The organism is Candidatus Laterigemmans baculatus (assembly GCF_010367455.1).
GTDB lineage: Bacteria > Planctomycetota > Planctomycetia > Pirellulales > Pirellulaceae > Laterigemmans > Laterigemmans baculatus.
In genome coordinates this window covers 11586-28294 of sequence record NZ_WRPR01000047.1, presented here as the reverse complement: position 1 = coordinate 28294, position 16709 = coordinate 11586, and the positions used below count along the sequence as shown (strand labels likewise).

11 protein-coding genes are annotated in these 16709 nt (G+C 64.0%); 6 read left to right on the top strand and 5 right to left on the bottom strand.

What is annotated here, in order from left to right:
* Positions 1-200 precede the first annotated feature (200 nt).
* Positions 201-662 (bottom strand): transcriptional regulator NrdR, encoded by a 462-nt coding sequence (gene nrdR, locus GNK13_RS10715; protein WP_164102518.1) that lies wholly within the window; start codon positions 660-662, stop codon positions 201-203.
* A 167-nt stretch (positions 663-829) separates the two neighbouring features.
* Here nrdR and GNK13_RS10710 point away from each other — a divergent pair, with 167 nt between their 5' ends.
* Both GNK13_RS10710 and GNK13_RS10705 read left to right on the top strand, forming a co-directional pair.
* Complete coding sequence (locus tag GNK13_RS10710) at positions 830-1495, top strand: PH domain-containing protein (RefSeq protein ID WP_164102517.1); 666 nt, start codon at positions 830-832, stop codon at positions 1493-1495.
* A gap of 139 nt (positions 1496-1634) precedes the next feature.
* Entirely contained in the window at positions 1635-2048 is a 414-nt protein-coding gene (locus GNK13_RS10705) for a DUF4339 domain-containing protein (protein ID WP_164102516.1), read from the top strand.
* Positions 2049-2430: 382 nt separating this feature from the next.
* Here the strand turns inward: GNK13_RS10705 and GNK13_RS10700 are convergent, their stop codons facing one another.
* The 3 genes from GNK13_RS10700 to GNK13_RS10690 all read right to left on the bottom strand — a co-directional run bounded on the left by GNK13_RS10700 (position 2431) and on the right by GNK13_RS10690 (position 6631).
* Positions 2431-3540, bottom strand: coding sequence for a hypothetical protein (locus GNK13_RS10700; RefSeq protein ID WP_164102515.1), 1110 nt, complete (start codon positions 3538-3540; stop codon positions 2431-2433).
* Between the two features lie 118 nt (positions 3541-3658).
* A complete protein-coding gene (locus GNK13_RS10695) occupies positions 3659-5509 on the bottom strand; it encodes a pilus assembly protein N-terminal domain-containing protein (RefSeq protein ID WP_164102514.1) in 1851 nt (616 codons plus the stop codon).
* Between the two features lie 342 nt (positions 5510-5851).
* Complete coding sequence (locus GNK13_RS10690; RefSeq protein ID WP_164102513.1) at positions 5852-6631, bottom strand: TrmH family RNA methyltransferase; 780 nt, start codon at positions 6629-6631, stop codon at positions 5852-5854.
* 118 nt (positions 6632-6749) lie between these two features.
* Here GNK13_RS10690 and GNK13_RS10685 point away from each other — a divergent pair, with 118 nt between their 5' ends.
* The 3 genes from GNK13_RS10685 to GNK13_RS10675 all read left to right on the top strand — a co-directional run bounded on the left by GNK13_RS10685 (position 6750) and on the right by GNK13_RS10675 (position 10695).
* On the top strand, positions 6750-7889 hold the full coding sequence (locus GNK13_RS10685) for an N-acetyltransferase (protein ID WP_164102543.1): 1140 nt from the start codon (positions 6750-6752) through the stop codon (positions 7887-7889).
* Between the two features lie 176 nt (positions 7890-8065).
* On the top strand, positions 8066-9208 hold the full coding sequence (locus tag GNK13_RS10680; RefSeq protein WP_164102512.1) for a fatty acid desaturase family protein: 1143 nt from the start codon (positions 8066-8068) through the stop codon (positions 9206-9208).
* 209 nt (positions 9209-9417) lie between these two features.
* Positions 9418-10695, top strand: a complete 1278-nt coding sequence (locus GNK13_RS10675; protein ID WP_164102511.1) for a beta-ketoacyl-[acyl-carrier-protein] synthase family protein — start codon at positions 9418-9420, stop codon at positions 10693-10695.
* 358 nt (positions 10696-11053) lie between these two features.
* Here GNK13_RS10675 and GNK13_RS10670 read toward each other — a convergent pair whose 3' ends face one another.
* Complete coding sequence (locus GNK13_RS10670) at positions 11054-13708, bottom strand: hypothetical protein (RefSeq protein ID WP_164102510.1); 2655 nt, start codon at positions 13706-13708, stop codon at positions 11054-11056.
* Positions 13709-13961: 253 nt separating this feature from the next.
* On the opposite strand from GNK13_RS10670, the gene topA reads away from it, so the two are divergent.
* Positions 13962-16673 carry a type I DNA topoisomerase gene (gene topA, locus GNK13_RS10665; protein ID WP_164102509.1) on the top strand — a complete coding sequence of 904 codons (2712 nt, stop codon included), beginning with the start codon at positions 13962-13964 and terminating at the stop codon, positions 16671-16673.
* Positions 16674-16709 lie beyond the last annotated feature (36 nt).

The following is a 16709-nucleotide window of genomic DNA, read 5'->3' as shown; positions in this document are numbered from 1 at the left end:
AGTACGAGTACTGCTGTGCTGAGTACGAGTACCGCTGCGCTGAGTACGAGTACCGCTTCGCTGAGTACGAGTACCGCTGCGCTGAAGTCAGGGAGGGGGGAGAAGCGCTGTCGCCTTTGGCTTGCCGTTGAACGATGGTGACGCACGGGTCGGGCTGGAAAGCCTGACGTGCGGCAGCCTGATGTATGGGGCGCGGTGGCTTAGCGTTTGGTGAGGGGGAGGTAGGGGCTGATCTCTCGGATGAAGTCTTGGGCGTTGCCGAAGGCTCGGTAGACGCTGGCGAAGCGGATGTAGGCGACTTCGTCGATTTCCGAGAGGTGCTGCATGACGATTTCGCCGATCTGCTCGCTGGGGACTTCGACTTCAAATTTCTCGTAGATCGTGCTTTCGATTCGCTGGGTCAGTTCCTGGATCCGTTCGGTCGAGACGGGTCGTTTCCAGCAGGCCCGCTCGATTCCGCTGCGGAGTTTCTCGGGGTTGAAGGGCTCGCGATTGTGGTCGCGTTTGACGACTCGGATCGCGATCCGCTCCATCCGCTCGAAGGTGGAAAAGCGGCGATGGCACGAATTGCAGTGACGGCGGCGGCGGATGACGTAGCCGTCTTCCATCGCACGGGTATCCATCACGCGATCATTGTCGACGTGGCAGAACGGACATCGCATCCTGGTGGTCCGGTTTCGGGGAAAACGCCGGGTGGAAATGACGCTTCGGCGGTAGACCGATATAGTAGTGCGCTCGGCGTTTGACGAACACATCCCGCGGTCGGCGTCCGGCTAAAATGCCGCTCGCGGCGACTCCCGCATTCCTGCTCCAGATCCGGAACGTTTTGATGATCGACGACCAAGATGACCGCCGCGGTGCCGAGGCCTTCGCCGGAACCGAACCTGAAGGGCCGATGGCACCGCGGAAAAACGAACCTGCCCCACGAGCGGCTGGGCCGGACGGCGTCGACGAGTCGGCTCGGGAGCGTTTCGATCAGCGGGTCAAGTCGAGCCGTGAGGGGGGCTTGGAGGAGGAGTCCGAGGAGACGCTGTGGCAGGGGGGCTACAGTCCCAAGGCGATGGTGGGAACCTGGATTCTGTGCCTGCTGCTGACCGTGGCCGCGATCGTCGCCACGGTGATGGTTCCCGAACTGCCTTGGCTGGTCACGTTGATCGCGGTCGTGGTGCTGTGGGCGATCGTCGCTTCGGTGTACGCCGCCCGCCGGTTGGGAGTCCACTATCAGCTGACGACGCAGCGGTTCATCCATCAGACCGGGATTCTCAGCCGCCGCACCGACCGAATCGAAGTGATCGACATCAACGACGTCAGCTACGAGCAAGGGCCGGTGCAGCGGATGTTTGGGATCGGATCGATCCGGATTGATAGCAGCGATCGCAGCCACCCGGTGCTGACGATGCGGGGGATCAGCGACGTGCACCGCGTGGCCGGGCTGGTCGACGACATCCGCCGCAAGGAACGCCGCCGCCGGAGTCTGCACATCGAATCGATCTGAAACTGTCTCCCCTCTGGGGTGTGCTAGTGTTAAAAAAAAAGAGGGGGGGTGCGTTCTGCTGGCCCTCCCCGGGCCTGAGAGCCCGATCCTCCCGGGGGGAGGGTGATGATCCGAAGGTTTTTTCCTCAGCACTTTCGACATGCCGCAGTGGTTCTATCGAGACGGTGAAGAGACCGTCGGTCCGTTTAAAGCCTCGGATCTGTTGGGGCTGGTCCGCGACCACGTGGTGACCCCGGCGACGCTGGTCCGCAAGGACGAAAGCGCTTGGTTTCCCGCTGCGGAAGTGGGCGGATTGTTCGCCGCCGCGGCGCGTTCGAGCGTCGAATACAGTTGTCCGGAATGCGGCAGCAAGGTCAGCAAGCCGCCGTGCTACTGCCGCGCGTGTCGTCGGCCGCTGAGCTACGCCCGCCCCCGAGTGACGGAGAATCGCATCGAGGGCTACGAAAAACCGGAATCCAGCAATGGGCCGGATCCCGGTTCGTGGAAACAGTGGGTGCTGCGATTGCAGAAACAGCGGCGGGACCGGGGGCCGGGGCCGGGGCCGGGGAGCTGATTCGCTGTTAGCTGTTAGCTGTTAGCTGGTTAGCTGGTTAGCTGGTTAGCTGGTTAGCTGGTTAGCTGGTTAGCTGTTAGCTGTTAGCTGTTAGCTGTTAGCTGTTAGCTGTTAGCTGTTAGCTGTTAGCTGTTAGCTGGTTCGCTGTTAGCTGTTAGCTGTTAGCTGTTTGGGTAGTGGCTGATGAGCGGGGATTTCGTCGCCAGGAGTTGGCCCTCCCCGGGCCTGAGAGCCCGACCCTCCCGGGGGGAGGGTGATGTCTTTGACGGAACAGCTTCAACTCACTCACGAGAAAGTTTTCACCATCCCAGCCCGGCCCTCCTGGGAGGAGGGTGAAGGAGGTGTGCCGTTGGCTGCCGAGCCTAGTACTGGACTTGCGAGCCTAGTACTGGACTTGAATGCCGGCGGTGGCGCCGTGCATGAAGACTTCGTCGTTGGCCCGGACGTCGCGGAAGGTCAGCGTGTCGGGGATCCGGTGATGCGAGGTGCCGACTCCGATGAGGTACCACATGTCGTAGCCGATTGTGGCGGAGACGGACTCGGTGATGTGGACACCAAGATTCGTGCCGAGCTCGAACATCCCAGAGATATCGACGTCGTCGCGTGAGTCGCGGACATTGTCGAACGCGTTGCTGTCGACAAACGTGTCGGACTCGACAAAGTTGGCGAAGACGGCACCCTGGAGTTTGCCGCCGACGAAGAAGCGGTTGCTCAGCGGGTAGTACAGTTCCAGGCCGGCTTGGGGACCGATCAAGAAGTTGTCGACCGACTCGGCGGCTTGGTAATCATTAATTGCATCCGCAGGATTGGTGACCCGGTTGAGGGCCGCGTTCTCTTCATAGAAGACTGCGCGGATCCCGTGCGTCGCTTTGACGACGTCCCAGCCGAAGTAGGTGCGGTTGAATTCGAGGCTGTTCATGCGGGCTTCGAATCGCTGGGCAAGTGCTACGTCGCCGTCGACGGTGGTGAAATTGGCCGTCCCGTCCATTTCCCATTCGAGTGGCCCGGTGTAGACGAACTCGTAGCCGTTGACGCAGTCGAAGCGGCGACCGAGGGTCAGCCGCCCGGCCCACTCGTAATCGAAGTCGTTGCTTCGCAGGAAGAGGTCGTCTCCGAGTAAGCCCCGCGACTCGTCGTGCTTGACGTAGATCGCTTCGACCGTGGCGTAGTGGCCGGGTTCGCAGGTGGGACAGGGCATGCCCATCGCCATTTCGGATCCTGGCGGGAACAGCGGAGCGTGTCCGTGCGGATGTCCGTGACCGGCGTGGGCAGGACCGGCGTGGGCTTCGGGGGCGAGCGTCACGCCGGGGCCACCATCGACGAGCGTCTCGCCGGGGGCCAGCGCGAAGTCGTCGGCCGAGAGGATCAGTCCGTCGGTGACTTCATGGGGTGTCGCGGTCGGCCCCTGTTGAGCCACGGCAGACGAGGCTCCGCCCCCGACCGTTATCGCGGCGGCTGCAAGAGACAAAAATAAGGATCGACGTATCGCCATCGCTCAACCTCGGTTGGACGCGGCCGCGTGCAGGAGCTGCCGCAGCGAACGGGGTTCTAGATCAATAATCGCGCAGGTCGCATTTGCCGGTCGACACAGCATCGACCGGACCCTGTGATCAACGGATCTCCAAGTTGTCATCGACGGAAGTCAGGCAGGCGCGACGGACGAGCCGCATGATGGCGCGGGCCGCATCCTGGCTGTTGGCTCGACCATGGACGGCCAACCCGTCCCCTTCGGTGACCACGCGAACGTGGCATTGCGGGTACGTTGCCGCGATCGTCTCGGTCAGTCGCTGAGCGATCGCCGCCAGCGACCCGCCGGTCGGCATGGGGTGATCGCTGCCGACACGAACTTCGTACAGCGTCGGTGTGGCGGTGTCGCCGGACCACAGGGCCAGCCGCGTTGCACCATCTTGGCGGCCGATCAGCAGCAGTTTGTGAGGACCGACCAGCACCGCTTCACAGATCTCTCGGTTTTCCAGCTCGACTCGCCGGATCGGGGTCCGCGGCGTCAGCGGTTGCGTCTCGGCAGTGCGGAGCTGAATCGTCTCGTAGTCGCCAGCCGGGGTTTCCGAGAATGTCGAAGACGCAGCGGCGGGTTTGGCAGCCGTCGCTGCGGAGGGCGCGGGCGTTGGGACGGCGGTCGGCGCATCGATCAGCGCGGTCGCCGGGAGTGCGAAGTCGCTCGTCGGTTCGGGCCGGTCGGCGGGCGCCGGTGGCGCGGCCTGGCTGCGTGCCGAGGACACGTTCGAAATCGTGGTGTCGTTTGAAATCGTGGTCTTGGTGGAGGTCTTGGTCTTGGCTGGGACTTCGATCACGAGTGCCCGATTCGCCGTCAGCAACTGCGGGGCGGGCTGGGCAGGCTGCGAGTCGCTTGGCGGGGCTGCCGATGCGATCACCACGGGGCGACGGTCGCTGGCAGCCGAGGTCGCTAGCTTTGATCCGCCTCGCTCGATCCGATCGGGGGACCGCTTCGAGGTTGGTGGAGAGGCCGGCCGGGAGGCGACTGCGGGAACATCCGCTGCCGACTTCGGGGCTGGCTTCGGGACCGGCTTCGCTGCCGGCTGGGGCTCGACTGGTCGGGGAACTTCGGCCCTTGGGACCGGGATCACCGCCGCGGACGGGCGGCGGACGATCGCCGCCGGTGCCTCTTCCGCGCCTCGAGTCGTCGGGGTTGTCGCTCGCGAAGTCACGTCGGATTTGGCTGCGGCAGTAGCTTTTGCAGTGGATGGGGTGGCAGTCATCGGTTTGAGCCGCGGCGCGAGGCTTTCGGGAGCCGGGGCGAGCGTGACGGGGTCGAGTGGTGCTGCCACGATCCGCGGACGCGGTGACGTGGGAGGTGGCGCTAGTCGAGCGACTCCACTGCCGGAGTCGAGAGCGGGTAGCGCGGGTTCGCTTTGCAGCGTCGCTTTGGCGCTAACGCCGTCGTCGGAGATCGAGAAGCGGATTGCGTCGGCCGGTGGTGCGGCATGCACGACCGACGAGCCTCCTTCCCCGGGGATCGTCGGCGGGACGGCTGGGGTGACGAAGGTGGCTTCGGTGGCCTCGCCCGACAAGCCGGCGAGTTGGCTGGCGGGTTCGTCGTGCGAGTCGGTTTCGGGCGTGGAGATGGGGCGGAGCGTCAGCACTGTCGCCGCGGGGCGAAGCAGTTCGGCCGGCCGCAATGATTCTGTCTCTGCTACTTGGGTCACCATCGCCGCTGGAGATTCGTTCTCGGCTGGCGAGCCTGGTGCGGCCACGAGTCGATTGGTGCGGAGGACTGGCGTCGCGGGAGTCGGCCTGCGGCTCAGGTGCGGATTGGTTCGCGGCTCTGAGGCAGCGGTCGGAGCCGGGGCGAGCCGGCCGATTTGGAGCGGCAGTGGGGGCAGGAGTTCGAGCTGCAGTTCCGTTGGTTCCAGCGACGTTTTTCGCGGCGGATCGGCAGCGCGGGAGCTGGTCGCCGTGGCGGTGATCGTGGACAGGGCCACGGCGGCAGCTAACGAGGCGCGGCGCAGGCCGCGGGAGGTTCGGCTTCTCCGGACGGTCGCTGGACGCGAAGTCTGCTGCTTGTACATGCGCGATACCCTGACACTGCTGAAGACCCCGCCCTTCCCCGAGAAACACGGTCGCTGCGGGGGTTCGGAGGCGGCTCGCGAGGAGCCCGTGCAATGGCCACCAGCATCAAGCTGGACTTTGGCCCTTTTGGGTATCGGTGGAGCGGACGGATCGGATTGAACAAATATGCCGGCTTTGACCGTCGCAAGGCGGGAGGCGGGAGGCAGGAGGCAGGAGGCGGGAGGCAGGAGGCGGGAGGCAGGAGTACTGAGTACTCAGTTGCGTTGGCGGGTGGCTTCGAACAGGCAGAGGGCGGCGGTGACCGAGGCGTTCAGGCTGTCCGCGACTCCGGCCATGGGAATTCGCACTCCGCTGATTCCTTCGCCCGCCCACTCGGGGCCAAGTCCTTCCGCTTCGCTGCCGATCACGATTGCCGCCGGAGCTCGCCAGTCGGTTTCCCAGAGCGTGGCGGGTGCGTCGACGCGGGTGGCGAGCATCCGCACGCCGCGGGCGTGCAGCCAGTGGCGGACTTCCGCCGCCGTGGCTTGGGCCGCGGGGGTGGTGAAGGCGGTTCCCAGGCTGGCGCGGATCAAGTTGGGATTGAAGAGATCGCCGGCGCAGTCGGAGAGGAGCACGGCGCTCGCTCCCGCAGCGTCGGCGGAGCGGAAAACGGCCCCGATGTTGCCTGGCTTCTCCACGCGATCGAGCACCACCAGCAGCGGGTTTTCGGGAAGTCGCAGCTGGTCGAGCGTCCGGTGGCGGGCGGCGAACACGGCGACGGCTCCCTCATTGCGGTCTCCGTAGGCGAGCTGGTCGAGCATGGATGGCGGAAGCTCGATCCATAATTGCGGGATCGCACCGAGCGATTCTGCCGATGGGGAATCGGTGGTGACGTACAACTCCAGAAGTTCGTATCCAGCCGCGATCGCGCGGCTGATCTCCCGTCGCCCGTCGACCAGAAACCGCCCTTCGCGGCGGCGGACCCGCCCCTGCCGGAGGCGGACTGCCGCCCGAAAGCGAGGGTTGGCGGCACTGGTGATCGACAGCGACTGCATGAATGATGGCTCGGGGGATGGGGATTGGAGACCTGAGATCTGAGATTTCAGATTGTCGGAAGGCGGTCAGGCTGGAAAGCCTGACGTACGGGGACGAACCGCTGACGTGAAAGATACGATGGCCGATGCACTGAGAGTTTGGGAAGTCCACACGCGGGCCGACCAGAAGGCTTTTAATCAGATTCAAAAGGATATCTACGTCGACGACCCGAACTGGATACCGCCGCTGTGGCGGAACCAGGAGGAGTTGGTGGGCTTTCGTCGCCATCCGTTTTACGACGACGCCGAGTCGGCGGCTTTTTTGGTGGCTCGCGAGGGGGAGGTGGTCGGCCGCGTGGTGGCGATCGTCAACCATGCGCACAACCGACGCTACAACGAGAAGCGGGGATTTTTTGGCTTCTTCGAGTGCCGCGACGATCCCGAAGCGGCGGCGGCGCTAATGGGCGAAGCGGCTCGCTGGTTGGTCTCCCGGGGGATGACCGCGCTGCGGGGGCCGACTAACCCGAGCATGAATTACGAGTGCGGATTGCTGGTCGACGGTTTCGATTCCCCGCCGGCGTTCATGATTACCCATAACCGACCGTACTACGAGAAACTGCTGACCGGTTTTGGGCTGGAGAAAACCCAAGACCTGTTCTGCTACCACTGCGACGTCTCCTATCTCGAGACGATGGACCCCAAGGTCCAGCGGATCATGCAGCAGGCGAAGGAGCGGTTTCGGGTCGACACGCGGCCGCTGAACAAGAAGCGGTTCCGCGAGGACGTGAAGCTGTTTCTGGACATCTACAACCGCTCGCTCGAGGGGACGTGGGGCTGCGTGCCGCTGTCGCCGCGAGAGATCGACCACCAGAGTCTGGCTTTGCGGTTTCTGCTGGTTCCGGCGCTGACGAGCATCGCCTCGATCGACGGCAAACCCATTGGTGCTGGTTTCGGGCTGCTCGACTACAACCCGCTGATTCGCAAAATCAACGGCAAGCTGTTTCCCTTTGGATGGTTGACGCTGCTGCGCGGACGCCGGCATTTAAAGCGGCTGCGGTTGATCAGCGCGAATGTCCTGCCGGAGTACCAAAAGTGGGGTCTGGGGCTCGTCACGCTCGAGCGGATTATGAATGAAGCTTTAGCTTTCGGAATCACCCAAGGCGAACTATCGTGGGTTCTGGAGAGCAACTTGCTGTCGCGCGGGACAATCGAACGTGGCGGAGCGACGCGGAGCAAGACCCATCGGATCTACGACCGGAGTCTTGCCGACATTCGCTAGGCCGGATCCCTCACTCGGGTGCGTCTTCGGCTTCCTGCGGTTTTTTCCCGTCGTCGGCGGGTTGTTTTTCCGATCCTAGGGACTAGGAAGCCAGAATCGGGGGCGGTTGGTTCGATCGATCGATGCCGCCTCGGGTTTCTCCCCCGTTGATCTTTCAAAGCACTATTGGCTCACTGATGTCCGCATCCGCACCTGTCGCCAAACGTTTTTCGTTCGTCGAAGCACGTAAGCTGGTCAGCGACCTGACGCGGCCAAACCCCAAGATTTACTGGGTGGATTTTCTCGCCACGATTCTGACCGGGCACGTCTGCTTTCACCTGGTCTATCTGGCCCACAAGATCTTCCCGGAGAATTTCACCGCGGCGATTGCGCTGCAGGCGGTGGCTTTTCCGCTGACCGTCGTGTTGTACATGCGGGCGGTGATGTTCACGCACGAGCTAGTGCATCTCCCGAAAGAGGGATTCACCGGTTTCCGGATCGCCTGGAATGCCCTCTGTGGGATCTTCTTTCTGCTCCCTTCGTTCATGTACTACACCCACGTCGATCATCACCGCCGCAAGCATTACGGCACCGAGCATGACGGGGAGTACTTGGCGCTCAGTCATTCCTCGCCGTGGTGGATCGTCGGCTTCATTGCTCAGAATTTGATCATCCCCATCCTGGGATTCTTGCGGTTTGCGGTGATCAGCCCGATTTGCTGGATCGTTCCCGGAGCCCGCACCTGGGTCCACCGGCACGCCTCGTCGATGGTGGTCGATCCTTTCTACCAGCGGCCGCCGGCGACCCCGCGGGTGCGGCGGACAATCATCTTCCAAGAAGTGCTGTGCTTCCTGTGGTGCGTGTGGTTTATTGCTCGCGCTCAGGTACTCCACGATGCCTGGTTCGATTGGTTTTGGGTGCTGGCCTACGTGACTTCGGTGACCATCGCGACGATCAACGCGCTTCGGACGCTCGGGGCCCATCGCTGGACCGGGGACGGTGCGGAAATGGGTTTTGAGGAGCAGTTGCTCGACTCGGTCAACTACCCCAACCACGCTTGGATTTCCGAGTTGTGGGGGCCGGTGGGAACTCGCTATCACGCGCTGCACCACCTCTTCCCGAGCATTCCCTATCACAACCTGGGTCGAGCGCACCGGCGGTTGATGGAAGGGCTGCCGGCCGATTCGCCCTACCGGGAGACGAACCGTGACAGCTTGCTCGGGGCGATCGGCGAGCTGTTGCAGCGATCGCGCGAGTCGCAGGCCCGGGCCGCGCGCGAGGGAGCGAATCCGGCGCCCCCGTTCCGGCGGCCGATGAGCGGAGAGCCGGCGGCGGGTTGAGCTGAGAATCAGCCGCCGGGCGCTAGCCCCCGGTTCCCGAAAACACAGTAAGAACCGGACGCTAGCGCGTGGCGGCTGATTTAAGCATCGAACCGAGAAACCTGCTGCTGGCTGCCCTGGTTGCCTTCTTCCAAACGTCCGCGACATACTGATCGCCCCCCTCGATCGTACGATTTGACCCGCTCCTGACTCCTTCTGCCGCTTTGTCCATGACAGCTTCACGCGACGTCGTCATCACCGGTGTCGGCGTCGTTAGCCCTCTCGGAATCGGGCACGAGCCGTTTTGGCAGGCCATGTCCAGCGGACAGAGTGGTATCCGCTGGCTCGATGGCGGTACGGGTGAGGTGGCCCGCGTAGGATTTGGCGGCCAGCTAATCGATTACGATCCCCGCGCTTACGTCCGGCCGCGGAAAGCGCTGAAGGTGATGTCGCGGGAGATCCAAACCGCTTTCTCCGCCGCTGTATTGGCGATGGAGCATGCCGCGCTGGATCCATCGGAAATGCCGGCGGATCGCGTGGCGACGATCTTTGGCTCGGAGATGATGTCGGGGGAGCCGGAGGAGCTGGCCGAAGCGCTGCAGCAGTGCGGAGTGACGAGCGGCGACATTCGGGCGGGAGAATTCGGTGAGGCGGCGATGCGGAACATGTTTCCGCTGTGGATGCTGAAGTATTTGCCGAACATGGCCGCGTGCCACGTGGGAATCGCTGTCGGGGCGCTGGGGCCGAACAACACGCTCGTCGTCGGTGATACGTCGGCGCTGGCCGCGGCGATCGAAAGCGCTTCGGTGTTGCGGCGAGGGATTGCCGACTGCGTCATCACGGGTGCTGCCGGGACCCGCATCAGCCCGACCCGCTTGATCTACCGCAGCGGTCTCGGCATCCCCACGCTCCGCGACCCCGTGGCCGCGTCGAGTCGGCCTCTGGCGAGCGATCGCGACGGAGTGGTCGCCGGCGAAGGAGCGGGCTGTTTGATTCTGGAGAGCGACGCGGCGGCGAGTCGTCGCGGCGTGCGGCCGCTGGCGGTGATGCTCGGCAGCGCCGTGCGATTCATTCCTTCATGCGATGGAAGCTCCGCGTCCTCCGCGGCGATTGGCAAAGCGATCGCTGGGGCGTTGGCGGATGCCGGGGTGGCCGCGTCGGATCTCGGGATGGTCGTCTCGCACGCGATGGGGGACCGGAGAATCGATGCCGCCGAGGCTGCGGCGGTGGAAAAGCTCGGTGAGGATTTGCCGGTGGTGGCGCCGATCGCAGCCCTGGGGCATACCGGAGCAGCGAGCGGCTCGCTCGATCTGGTGACGGCGGTGCTGGCCCTCGTGCACCGCGTCGTGCCGCCGACGGTCAACGCTGCTGAGCGCGATCCGGAGTGTCGCGTCCGTTTGCTGAGCGAAGCCCAGCCGCTCGACCGGCCGCTGGTGTTGGTCATCAGCCACACGCCGCAGGGGCACGCCGCGGCGGTCGTGCTGGGGGCCGCGTCGGGCTGCGAATGATTGAGCCGACGGCGCTAGCCGCGGGTTCCGTCAGGCGGGCGAACGGATTGGGTCGGGGATTGGCCGCCGCTGCAGCGCAACGTTATTCCGCGGCACGGACCGGAAGAGGCCCGAGGCTAGCGCCTACGGCTCATACGGATTCTCGGAAACCGGACGCTAGCGCGTTGCGGCTGATGGGGCCGCGGAAACCGGACGCTAGCGCGTTGCGGCTGATGGGGCCATGGAAACCGGTTGCTAGCTGCCGATCAGCCCTCCCCGGGCCTGAGAGCCCGACCCTCCCGCAAGCGGGAGGGTGGCGTGGACGCGCCAATCTGCGGGAACCGGGGGCTAGCGCCCGGCGGCTGATATGCCCCCAGTCCTACTGCTGGAGGGCTTCGTCGTTCCACTCGAGGTTGATGCTTTCCTCGAACTGCTCGGCCCAACTGCTGTAGATTGCCGAGAGGTCTTGGAAGGCGAGTCCGGAAGTGGCTTGACGCTGGTTGGCCTGCATGAACCGCGTCCGGAGCTCTTCGGTCGGCGGTTGCAGGTCGGTCGTCTTGACGACGTAGTACACGGTCCGCGCATTGTTCGGCCCGACGTCGAACTGGTTGAGCTCGCCGCGGAAGACCGTTTCCATGAACTCCTCGCCGACGTTGTCCAGTTCCGGAACGCCCGCGATGAACGGCTGGGTGCCGGGACCGAAGTAGCGATACCAGGGGAACGGGCCGAGATCCTTGAAGACTAGGTTCTTGCGGTTCTCCGGCACGACCGCCTCGATCGATTGATCCGAGGTAGCGTTGGCCTGCTCAGCGAGCTGCTTGGCGTGAGCCTGAGCCAGTTCGCGGGCGGCGATTTGCCGAGCCGCCGCGACGACTTCTTCGCGGACGTCCGACAACTCGGGAATGTAAGCTTCGCGGTCTTCGGTCTTCCACGACACGAACGCCATCTGCTGGGCGTCGTTGATCGTTTGCAGCGGTGTGAAGAGCGGCTTTTCGTTAGTGAACATCTGGACGGCGAACGGGTCGCCTCGGCGGAACATCATTTCGCCGAGTCCGCTCGACTGGCCGATTGGCAAGTCGCGAATCGTCAGCGCGGTCTGCATTCCCGTTTCGCCGTACTGGAGCCCCAACCGCTCGGCCAATTGTTTCAGGTTCGGCCGCTCCGGCTTCGGCGCATCGGGGTCGGCTTTCACCAAGTCGTCGTAGACCGCCGTCTGCGTGAAGTAGCTCCGCATCGCCGATTGAGCTTCGCTGAGGGCCCGGTCGCGAGCCCGCGTGGCGTCGCCGATGACCAGCGATCGTGCGATCTCGTCGCGCACCTCTTCGAACGGCCGCGTCGCCGGAGCCGGCTGGTCGGCGGGCTCGTCACTCGGAGCCGGTTCGTCACTCGGAGCGGGCTCGTCACTCGGAGCGGGCTCGTCACTCGGAGCGGGCTCGTCACTCGGAGCCGGTTCGTCACTCGGAGCCGGTTCGTCACTCGGAGCCGGTTCGTCAGTGGGTTCGTCCGCTGGAGCGGGTTCATCGCTTGGAGCGGGGGCATTGCTCGGAGCCGGTTCGTCGGCTGGCTCATTTGCCGGAGCTGGCTCATCGCTCGGAGCGGGCTCTTCGGCTGGTGCCGGTTGGTCGGCAGGAGTGTCGGGCTGGGGCTCCGTGGCCTCTTCGGCCTCTTCATCCTGGAGCCGCATCGAGACGAACTGCAGCTCGTTGGCGGCGGAGCGTTGCGACTGCGCGTCGTCAGCTGGGGCTTCTTCTTCGGCTGGGGCTTCTTCGTCGGCCGGAGCGTCCTCGTCGCTGGCCGGCGCGTCCTCCTCGGCGGGGACTTCTTCGACATCCGGGTTGTCTTCAGCGGGCGGCTCGTTGGCGGGCTGCTCGTTGGCGGGCGGCTCGTTGGCGGGAGTTTCCGGAGCCGGATTCTCGGCCGGTTGGGCTTCCATCGCTGGCTCTTCGCTAGCCGGAGTCTCGGCAGCCGGTTCTTCGCTGGTGGATTCTTCGCTAGCGGGCTCGTCGGTGGGTTCTTCGGTGGTGGGTTCTTCGCTAGCCGGGGCGTCGCTCGGGGGAGCTGGTTGAGCGGGCGGGGCGGGGCTCGAAGGAGTTTGAGTCGGGGGGAGTCGGAAGTCGCCGCCGGCGATTCGCCGCTCGTATTCGGCTCGCAGTTGTTCTTCGCTCAGCTTGGCCGCTTCCCGCTGGACGAAATCGTCGATCGTAGCCGAGACGTATTCGATGTTGGCGGCGTAACGGCGGCGGAAGCCGGGATCGGGCGAGTCGGGGTTGGGGAAGCGATCTTTGCCTTCGGCGTAGAGGGCATCGATTTCGGCTTGGGTCGGCTCGCTGGTCTGGTCGAGGAAATCTTCGACCTGCACCGGGTAGGCGGTGACGATCGCTTCTTGGTTGAGTTTGAGAAATTGTGACCAGGCTTCGGCCGGGGGGACGATTAAAGCGGGGCCGACCGAGAGTCCGGTGGTGGCGACTCGTTGGTAGAGGTTCGCCAGCAGTTCGGTCCGCAGGTGGTCGTAGAGTTGGGATTGGCCGAGGAAGTTCTGGGAGACTTGGGCGCGGATTCCGGCCAGTTCGTTTTGGGAGAGTTTGCCGTCGGTGAACAGTGCCATCCACTGGTCGATGGCCGCATCGTCGAGGTTCAGACCGAGTTCGGCGGCCCGTTCGGCGTGCAGCTCGGTCAGCACGGCCGAGCGGGGCGTATTCATCGGCGAGACGCCGACGCTGAGGATTTGGCCGGTCCGCGGATCGACTTGGAAGCCGGGGACGCGGGGAGTTCCGCCGCGGCTGATGACTTCTTCGGCGACCGTGGTCAGGAAGCGAACGGTTTGAGCGTGGGTGCGATTGAGGTACGCGACTTCCGCTTCACTGAAAGATCCGCCGTCGTAGGTGGCGATATCGGGGTTGGCGGCACCACCGACGTTGTACTGTTGATACATTTGCAGCGCCGGGAGCGCCACGAATGCGAACAGCGATAGTAGCGTGAGGGCTACCATCAGGGGCTTGAGATTGCTTCGGAAAACGCTGAAGGGACTGGCCATGACGATAAAAACTTTCTACGACGACGGAGGGCCCGAAAACGGACCGGCCGGTCGGCGGAGGCGGGCGGAATTCGCGAGTCGCTCGGACGAGCCACCCTTCGCCCTATCCGCAAAGCCCGTCAAGCCCTCGCCTTGACAAGCCCCGGTACGGTTCCATCCTTTGGATACGCTGCCGGCCAAAGTACACCCGCACAATTCCAAGGGTCAACCCGACCTCCACTCCCTGACTCCAACCCGCACCGTCCGAAACCTGATGGCAAAGTCGACCGAGAAGTCGTTGGTGATCGTCGAATCCCCGGCCAAAGCCCGCACGATCGCAAAATTCTTGGGGGACGGGTTCCAGGTCGAGGCCTCGATCGGCCACGTCCGCGATCTGCCCTCGGGGGCCAAGGAGGTTCCCGAGAAATTCAAATCCGAGCCCTGGGCCTATCTGGGGGTCAACGTCGACGAGCGGTTTGAACCGGTTTACATCGTACCACCGGAGAAGAAGAAGCAGGTCACGAAACTTAAAGAGGCGCTCAAGGGGGCCAAAGACCTCTACCTGGCGACGGACGAAGACCGCGAAGGAGAGGCGATCAGCTGGCACTTGCAGCAGATCCTCAAGCCGAAGGTTCCGGTCCGCCGGTTGGTGTTCCACGAGATCACCAAGGACGCCATTCAGCACGCGCTGGCCACGCCGCGGCAGATCGACGACGGACTGGTGCGGGCCCAAGAGACGCGGCGAATCCTCGACCGCTTGTATGGCTACGACGTGTCGCAGTTGCTGTGGAAGAAAGTCGGCCGCGGCTTGAGTGCCGGGCGGGTCCAGAGTGTGGCGGTGCGGCTGATCGTCCAGCGTGAGCGAGAGCGGATCGCCTTCCATGCGGCCACCTACTGGGATTTGCAGGCGCTGTTCGAAACTGGAGCCAAGGAACCGCTCCCGGCGACGCTCGTGTCGGTCGGCGATGCGCGGATCCCGAGCGGCAAGGATTTCGACAGCGCCACCGGCAAACTCAAAGATCCGTCGCTGCTGCAGATGGACGAGTTGGCTGCGGCGTCGCTCGCCGAGCGGCTGCGGACGGCCGACTTCCAGGTCGCCAGCGTCGAAGTCAAACCGTTCACCGAACGGCCCAAACCGCCCTTCACGACCAGCACGCTGCAGCAGGAAGCCAACCGCAAACTCGGCTTCACCGCGCGGCGGACGATGCAGGCCGCACAGAAGCTGTACGAGAACGGTTACATCACTTACATGCGTACCGACTCGACGACCCTGGCTCAGGTCGCGGTCGATGCGGCCCGCGATTTGGTTCGCAGCGAGTACGGCGAGCAGTTCCTGCACGACAAACCTCGGGTCTACGCCAGCAAGGTCAAGAACGCCCAGGAAGCTCACGAAGCGATCCGCCCGGCCGGTCACCCTTTCAAGAAACCCGAAGCGATCCGCGGCGAGCTCGATCGGGATCAGTTCCGCCTGTTCGAGCTGATCTGGAAGCGGACGATCGCCAGCCAGATGGCCGACGCTCGTAAAAAGCGGATGACGATCACGATCGAAGGTGGCGGCGCGACCTTCCAGGCTTCGGGAACGTCGATCGAGTTCGAGGGCTTCTTGCGAGCCTACGTCGAAGGCTCCGACGATCCGGAAGCCGAACTGGCGGACAAGGAGACGCTGCTACCGGCGGTGGCCGAGAACGATCCGCTGGCGGTCCGCCACCTGGATACGAAGAGCCACACGACGCAGCCGCCCGCCCGCTACAGCGAAGCTTCGCTGACCCGCACCTTGGAGGAAAAAGGGATTGGGCGGCCGAGTACTTACGCGTCGATCATCGACACGATCCAGAACCGCGACTACGTCTTCAAGAAAGGCAATGCGCTGGTCCCGAGCTGGACGGCCTTCAGCGTCGTGCGGTTGCTCGAAGAGCATTTGACGTCGCTGGTCGACTACGAGTTCACGGCTCAGATGGAGGACTTTCTCGATTCGATCAGCCGCCAGGAAGCCGAAGCCGCAAAATACCTGCAGGACTTCTACTTCGGCGATGAGGAGTCGAGCGGCAAGGCGCTCGGGCTGCGGCCCAAGCTGCTCGCCAAAGCGGCGGAGATCGACGCCCGCACGAGCGCCCAGTTCCCGATCGGCACGCCGACCGAAGGAGAGCATCGCGAGGAGATCATCGTCCGGGTCGGCAAGTACGGACCGTTTTTGGAACAGGGCGAGCGGCGAGCGAGTTTGCCCGAGGGGATGTGCCCCGACGAAGTCACCGTGGAGACGGCGCTCGAGCTGCTGAACAACTCGTCGCGCGACGGAGAACCGCTCGGCACGCACCCCGAGACCGGACAGCCGATCTACGTCAAGGCGGGCCGCTTCGGGCCCTACGTCCAGCTGGGCGAGAACGACGACCCGGAAAAGAAAAACCAGTCGTTGCTCAAGGGAATGAACGTCAACGAGCTGACGCTCGAACAAGCGGTTGAACTGCTGCGGTTGCCTCGCGAGCTGGGGGTGCATCCGGAGATGCAGGAACCGGTCGTCGCCAAGGATGGTCGCTACGGGCCCTACATCACGTGCGGCAAGGAGACGCGGTCGCTGCCGGCCGACCTTTCGCCGCTCGACGTGACGCTCGAACAAGCGATCGAGCTGCTCAAGCAGCCGAAAACGCGCGGCCGCGCCGCCGCGGCTCCCAAAGAGCCACTGAAGAAGTTCGAAAAACCATCGCCGGTGACCGAGAAGGAAGTCAAAATTCTCGATGGCCGCTACGGACCTTACGTCACCGACGGCGAGACCAACGCCTCGCTCCCCAAGGGAACCGAGCCAAGCGGACTGACGTTCGAAGCGGCGCTCGACCTGCTCGCCGAACGGGCCGCCCGAGCGCCGAAGAAGAAGACGAAAAAGAAAGCGGCGAAAAAGGCTGCCCCGAAGAAAACGGCTACGAAAAAAGCCACGGCGAAAAAGGCGACGAAAACGGCCAAGAAAAAGGGCGTGCCGAAGAAACGCGGGTAGGACGGAGCGTTTCACAAACGATCGGCGGGATGGCGC